This window comes from Microbacterium sp. ISL-103 (genome assembly GCF_018613995.1).
Taxonomy (GTDB): Bacteria; Actinomycetota; Actinomycetes; order Actinomycetales; family Microbacteriaceae; genus Microbacterium.
Map to the genome: position 1 here is coordinate 1 of NZ_JAGGPD010000453.1, position 7,004 is coordinate 7,004.

Annotated in this window: 6 protein-coding genes and 1 tRNA gene; 2 read left to right on the plus strand and 5 right to left on the minus strand. The window is 68.1% G+C overall.

The features are described from left to right. The coding region (locus tag J7E68_RS15640; RefSeq protein WP_251049057.1) for a 3-hydroxyacyl-CoA dehydrogenase family protein at window positions 1-553 on the plus strand (553 nt) is incomplete at its 5' end. 6 nt (window positions 554-559) lie between these two features. On the opposite strand, the gene J7E68_RS15645 is transcribed toward J7E68_RS15640, so the two are convergent. Further along, entirely contained in the window at window positions 560-1,519 is a 960-nt protein-coding gene (locus J7E68_RS15645; RefSeq protein WP_215174126.1) for a DNA topoisomerase IB, read from the minus strand. A gap of 117 nt (window positions 1,520-1,636) precedes the next feature. Then, window positions 1,637-2,905, minus strand: a complete 1,269-nt coding sequence (locus tag J7E68_RS15650; RefSeq protein WP_311417144.1) for an MFS transporter — start codon at window positions 2,903-2,905, stop codon at window positions 1,637-1,639. 102 nt (window positions 2,906-3,007) lie between these two features. On the opposite strand from J7E68_RS15650, the gene J7E68_RS15655 reads away from it, so the two are divergent. Continuing rightward, window positions 3,008-3,940: a hypothetical protein gene (locus tag J7E68_RS15655; protein ID WP_215174128.1), complete on the plus strand. Its 933-nt coding sequence runs from the start codon at window positions 3,008-3,010 to the stop codon at window positions 3,938-3,940. Between the two features lie 52 nt (window positions 3,941-3,992). Here the strand turns inward: J7E68_RS15655 and J7E68_RS15660 are convergent. The 3 genes from J7E68_RS15660 to J7E68_RS19955 all read right to left on the minus strand — a co-directional run. After that, window positions 3,993-4,064 (minus strand) — tRNA-Gln (locus J7E68_RS15660). A gap of 174 nt (window positions 4,065-4,238) precedes the next feature. Continuing rightward, entirely contained in the window at window positions 4,239-5,744 is a 1,506-nt protein-coding gene (gltX, locus tag J7E68_RS15665; RefSeq protein WP_215174130.1) for a glutamate--tRNA ligase, read from the minus strand. A gap of 44 nt (window positions 5,745-5,788) precedes the next feature. Beyond that, the coding region (locus tag J7E68_RS19955) for an MFS transporter (protein ID WP_251049058.1) at window positions 5,789-7,004 on the minus strand (1,216 nt) is incomplete at its 5' end.

The following is a 7,004-nucleotide window of genomic DNA, read 5'->3' on the forward strand; positions in this document are numbered from 1 at the left end:
CCGCACGCTGGCCGAGGTCGCCCCCGCCTCCACGATCTTCGCGACGAACTCGTCGACCCTTCTGCCGAGCGCTCTGGCCGAATCGACGGGAAGGCCAGAGCGGTTCCTGGCCCTGCATTTCGCGAACGAGATCTGGTCGCACAACACCGCCGAGGTGATGGGCACGCCTGCCACCGACCCCGCGGTCTACGACACCGTGGTCGAGTTCGCCTCGCAGATCGGCATGGTCCCGATCCAGATCAAGAAGGAGAAGGCCGGGTATCTCCTGAACTCGATGCTCGTGCCCTTCCTGGAAGCCGGTGCCGGACTCCTCGTCGACGGGATCGCCGACCCCGAGGCGATCGACGCGACCTGGCGCATCGGCACGGGTGCTCCGGCCGGCCCCTTCGAGATCTACGACATCGTCGGCCTGACCACGGCCTACAACATCTCTCGCATGGGCGGCGAGAAGCAGCAGCGGTTCGCCTCGCTTCTCAAGGAGCAGTACATCGACAAGGGCAAGCTCGGCGTCGCCACGGGCGAGGGCTTCTACACCTACCCGCGAGAGAGCTGATCGCCGTCACCGTCCGAGGAGCTTGCGGATCGCCGTCTCGGGCGAGACCGTGAGATCGAGCGTGCGACCTCGCGAGTACAACCGGAACACGCGCGGATCGATATAGCTCCCCCGCGCGACAGCGAGGGTGTTGCCGAGTGCCGACGCCGTGGCCTGCACGGCCAGGCGCTCGGCACGCCGTCGCTCGGTCTTCGTCTCGAGACGGCCGATACGCGCCAGCGCGTCCGCGGCGAGTATGGTGCCGTGCAGCGTGCGGAAGTCCTTCGCGGTGAATGCCGCGCCGGCGACCTTTCGAAGGTAGTCGTTGACCTCACTCGAGTTCAGCCGCACTCGGCGACGCCCCTTGCGGTACGCGAGCAGAGGCGCACGAGGCGAGCCGACGGCGAACTCCGAGAGCGCCTCGGCGAGCGGGGCATCGGTGATCTCGATCGACGCGAGCTGCTTGCTCTTGGCCGGGAAGCTCAGCGACACCGTGCTCCCGTCGATGCGCACATCACGCCTGCGGAGGGTGCTCAGACCTCGACTGCCGTGCTTGACGAGATAGCGCTCCGAGCCGATGCGCAGTGCGGCGTCGTCGAGCAGGCGGAAAGAGACCGCCAGCGCGCGCTCCCTCGTCAGACCGGGTTCGCCGATCGCGCGCGTCACCTTCGCCCTGGCCGCCGGCAATGCCGCGGCGAGCTTCAGCGCCCGTGCGAACTTGCGCTGATCCCTGCCTGTGCGCCAGAGCGGGTGATAGAGATACTGACGTCGCCCCGCGTCGTCCGTGCCCACCGCCTGGATGTGGGCCAGCGGATCGGCGGCGATCCACACGTCCTTCCAGGCAGGGGGGATCGCGAGGTCGCGGATGCGTTCGCGATCGGCTTCCTCGACCGGGGTGTTTCCGGCATCGACGTACCGGAAACCCGATCCCGATCGCACGCGCCTGATGCCCGGAGTCTCACCGGGGACCACTCTCGTAAGCGCCATCGTCGTCCTCCTCGTCACACAGCATCGACCGTCGACGATCACGATCCCCCGTGGCGCCCACGGCGTGAAGGGCATGGCGCGGCGCGGTGCTGACCTGCTAGGCGGCGAGCACTCGGATCATCGTTCGTCGAGGCGGACGACCTCTTCCGGAACGCCGTTGTCGGCCGGGGTGATCACGCGTTCGAGAGCCAGCGCCAGCACACCGACCGCCGCACTGCCCACGACCATGACGCCGATGAACCAGACCGTGAGCCCCTGACCGAGCATGATGCCGGCGGCCAGCGGCCCGGTGATGGCGCCGCCTTGGAAGGCGGCCGAGTTCACGGCGTTATAACGCCCCCGCGTCCTGTCGGTCGCCAGATCGTTGTAGATCGCCGGCACGGTGGGCTGCAGCATCGTCTCACCGAACGCGAAGACGCCCATGTACGCGATTACTCCGATCGCCGCGGCGATCGAGGCCGGCAGGACGCCTGTGCATCCGAGGATCACCCACGAGAGCGCCCAGATCAGCGCCATGACCACCATCACCCGTGTGCGCCGGCGCCCGCTGATGAACCTCAGCACCGCGAACTGGAGCAGCACGATGACGGCGGTGTTGACGGCGAAGGCGATGCCGACGACCTGGGTCGAGACCTCGGCCACCTGGCGGGCGAAGGCCGGGAACCCTGCTTCCATCTGGCCGTAGCCGATGAACACCGCCAGGAAGGTCAGCAGCGTCAGCCAGAGAACAGCCGGTCGACGCAGGATCGCGCGATACGAGCCACCCTGGTCTGCGGGCGCATCGGCATCGCCCTGAGTGCGCACGCGCCGAAGCGGGCCGAGCAGGAGGGCCATCGGAATGAGGCTGGTCGCGGCATCGATCAGGAAGATGGCGGTGAATGTGCCCGGGTCGTGCACATCGACGAAGAAGCCTCCGATGATGCCGCCGACGCCGATGCCGAGGTTGACCAGCGCGAAGTTCACCCCGAAGTACTGCTGTCGCACCTCACCGTCGACCACGCTCGCGATGAGGGCATTGAATCCGGGCCACGAGACGCCGAAGTTCACCCCGATGAGGATGACCGCGACCGCAGCGACCGCGGGATGCGTCGCGAAGGCCAGCAGCGTGCACCCGAGGATCATCGCGACCAGCCCCACCAGGAGCACGTGCCTCGCACCGTGGCGATCGATCAGCGTGCCACCGGGCCCCGTGACGATGAGACCGGTGATGGCGATGAGGCTCATCAATGCTCCGGAGACCCCGAGATCGAACCCCCGCACCTCGTGAAGATAGATGATCGTGAAAGGCAGAGTCATTCCGCGACCGAAGGTCTGCACGACCACGGTCGACAGCAGCCATCGCCCCTCGGTGGGGAGCGCGCGCCAGAACGTCCGGATGCCGATCACGTGATGATTCTCGCGCAGACCTCCGACATCGGTGTCCGCTCCCCGGCGTGCCGACGCCCGCCGGATTGTCGACCGGTATGTAGGTCTGCCATTCTCTTCACTATGACGATGTCACTCGAGGAATTCCGCGCGTCCCTGACGAATGCAGATCTGCGGGCCGCCCTCGGGTTACAGCTCACCGACATCGAGGCGCAGCAGGTCGCCGACGACCCGGCTTCGACGCAGGGCTGGTATTCGTACTGGCTGTCGACGCAGTCGACTCCCCCGCCGCCGGCCGGGCCCGCCTACGACGCTCCGCCGCCTGCATTCGACTCTCCTCCGCCGCCGGCCGGATCCGCCTACGACGCGCCGCCGCCCGCAGGCGCAGCCGTCGACTCTCCGCCGCCGCCCACCGGGCCGGCGTACGACGCTCCGCCGCCCGCCACCGCCCCGCTCGATCCCGCGTTCGCAGCCACGGTGCCCTACCCCGGCTACGAGGCTGCACCGGGCGTGTCCGCCTACCCCGGTGCCCCCGTCACAGGGGAGGCCGCCCCCGGCAAGAAGAAGAGGGTCGGACTCTGGGTGACGCTGTCGATCCTCGCCGCGCTGCTGCTGATCGCCGCGATCGTGGTGATCTTCGCCTTCGCGACGGCGCGGCACTGGACCAAGACCGATGTCCCCGAGCAGCCCGAGACCTTCCACAGCGAGGAGTACGAGACGGGCCGCTACGACGTGACGATGGACACGGTGAACCCCTGCACGGTGAACCAGGACTGGACCGACTGCACGAACCTCATGGTCGCCACCTACACGGCCGCCTGCGTCGACGTGGAGCTCACCGAGGACGCGACCCTGCTCTGCACGGACTACAGCGGGGCGATCGACGAGATGAAGGCGCAGGACGGCGACGGCTACTACGTGGCCACACTCGGGACCTACGGCACACTGCACCAGACCCCCGAGATCGATACCCGCCAGGTGTCGAACGACGACTACAAGCCCGCCGTCACGCACGAGGCCGTGTGCTACCTGGAGTTCATCGGGGAGTGCGAGTAGAGCCTCACCCTGAAACGACAAAACCCCCGCCTGAGCGGGGGTTTTTGTCTTGCTGGGGTACCTGGACTCGAACCAAGAACAACGGAACCAGAAACCGCCGTGTTGCCAATTACACCATACCCCAAGGGCGAAACCGGAGCCTCGCACCGAGAGTCAAGCCTACCCGAGCCACGGCCCGAATGCCAAAACGCCCCGATCGGTCCGGGCGCGTCGCCCTTGGGCGAGATCGCGCGCGAGCGTCGACGGGCGCGCATGCAGAAGGGAGAGCACCTGACAGGTGCTCTCCCTTCCGACTCCCTCAGTTCGCCAGGAACTCCGACAGACCGCGCAGGCGTCGCAGCGACTCGTCCTTGCCGAGCAGCTCCATCGACTCGAACAGCGGCGGCGAGATGCGACGGCCGGTGATCGCCACGCGCGGAGGCCCGTAGGCGATGCGCGGCTTGAGCTCGAGCTTCTCCACGAGCGCCTCGGCGAGAGCCTCCTGGATCTTCTCCGGAGTGAACTCGGTCACCGACTCCAACGCCACGACACACGCGTCGAGCACGTCAGCGGCGTTCGCCGGCAGACCCTTGAGTGCGTCGGCGTCGTACGAGACATCCTCTGTGAAGAGGAATCCGACCATGCCCGGGACCTCGCCGAGCAGCTGCACACGCTCCTGCACGAGCGGCGCGACCCGGAACGCGAGCACGAGCTGCTCGTGCGTGGGCTCATCGAAGAGCCCTGCTGCGGCGAGGTACGGGATCGTCCGCTCGGCGAAGTCCTTCTCATCGAGCTTGCGGATGTGGTCGCCGTTGATCGACTCGGCCTTCTTCTGGTCGAACCGCGCCGGATTCGGGTTCACATCCACGATGTCGAACGCCTCGGTGAACTCCTCGAGCGAGAACACGTCTCGGTCGTGGCCGATCGACCAGCCCAGCAGTGCCAGGTAGTTCAGCAGGCCCTCGTGGATGAAGCCGCGATCGCGGTGCAGGAACAGATCCGCCTGCGGATCGCGCTTCGAGAGCTTCTTGTTCCCGGTCTCGCCCAGCACCAGCGGCATGTGCGCGAACCGCGGCACGAAGGTGGTGACCTCCGCGTCGATGAGCGCCGCATAGAGCGCGAGCTGACGTGCCGTCGACGGCATCAGGTCTTCACCGCGCAGGACGTGGGTGATGCCCATCAGAGCATCGTCGACAGGGTTGACGAACGTGTAGAGCGGGATCCCGTTGGGCCGCACCACCACGAAGTCGGGGAAGGAGCCGGCGGGGAAGGTCACCTCGCCGCGGATCAGGTCGACGTAGGTGAGGTCCTCGTCCGGCACGCGCAGACGCAGGGCGGGCTGACGCCCCTCGGCACGGAACGCGTCCTTCTGCTCGTCGGTGAGGTCGCGATCGAAGTTGTCGTAGCCGAGCTGCTTCGCGCGTCCTGCCGCCTCGTTGCGAGCATCGATCTCATCCGCCGTCGAGTAGCTCTCATACAGGGCACCCGTGGCGAGGAGCTTGTCGATGACACCGCGGTAGATGTCGTGGCGCTCTGACTGACGGTACGGAGCATGCGGGCCGCCGACCTCGACGCCCTCGTCCCAGTCGATCTTGAGCCACGTGAGAGCGTCGACGAGCTGGCGGAAGCTCTCCTCGCTGTCACGTGCGGCGTCGGTGTCCTCGATGCGGAACACCATCTTCCCGCCCGTGTGGCGGGCGTAGGCCCAGTTGAAGAGCGCGGTGCGGACCATGCCGACGTGCGGCAGTCCCGTCGGCGAGGGGCAGAAGCGGACGCGGACGTCGGCACCACCGGCGGTCGTGGTGAGGGGGTGAGGAGTAGCCATAGCCCTTCGATTCTACGGCTCGGGGCTCGCCTGCCGTGCGGAGGTCAGCCGTGGGACCCGACCGCCACCGCTGCCGCGTGAACCAGCGGAAGACGGTCGTCGACCGACCGCTCCGCGCACACGGCCTCGAAGGCCTCTCGGAACGATGCCCGCCCCGCGGCGTCCAGCGCTCGGTGGAACTGACCCGCCGACCCGACGCCCCCTTCGGCCGACACCCACAGCGCGGCCGCATCGACCGACCATGTCCAGGTGATCTCCGACACCTGTGGGCGCGCCCACCCCGCGTCACGGAGCATCCCTGCGAAGCCGTCGACCGTCCGCTCGAAGTCCTTCTCCGGCGGCAGCCGCTCACCCGGCGCCGGGATGAGCGCCGCGCGCTCGCACACCTCGCGCCACAGCCAGGTCGGCGACGTCGTCCAGATCGTCGCGGCCACGTGGCGCGCCGACACCCGCAGGAGCTCGCGCGCGGAAGATCTGGGGTCGGCGACGTGATTGAGCACGAAGTTCGCGACGACCGCGTCGAACGCCTCGTCACGGAAAGGCAGAGTGGGCAGTGCCGCATCGACCACGGGAATGTCGGGGTGGTCCTGCCGCGCGACCTCTCGCATCGACGCCTCGGGTTCGCACCCGTTCACGTTCCACCCGGCGGCGACGCACGCTGCGGACAGCAGTCCGGTTCCGGAACCCACGTCCAGCAGCGTGCGCCCCGCGGCGGCACCGAGGGACTCGATCAGCGCGGGCGCGGTTCCGACGCACAGCGCGGCGTACGAGTCGGCGTACGCGCGCCCGGTACCGGCCCAGTCCTTCATCGCTTCGAGCGACCGAGCGGTGACAGAGCGACGATCACGACGACGATCACGGACGCCGCGATCCCCAGCCCCGCGTACTGGAAGTTCGACAGCACCACTCCGGCCAGCACCGCGCCCGCTGCAGCCGAGAGGCTCATCAGGGAGTCGCTGCGGCCCTGTCGGACGCGTGCGGATCGCGGGGGCGCTCGATTCGGTCAGCAGCGCCGCCCCCGCGACGGTCGCCGCGCTCCAGCCGAGGCCGAGCAGGATCAGGGCGACCATCACCCCCCATTCCTGATCGTTCACGAACACGGCGAAGGCCAGCGCGCCGCCGAGCAGCACCTGCCCCAGGAGAACCACGCGCAGGCGTCCCCATCGGTCGGCGAGGATACCGAAGAGCGGAGACAGCGCATACATGCCGCCGACGTGCAACGCGATCGTGATGCCCACGAGAGCCGACACATCGGCGGGC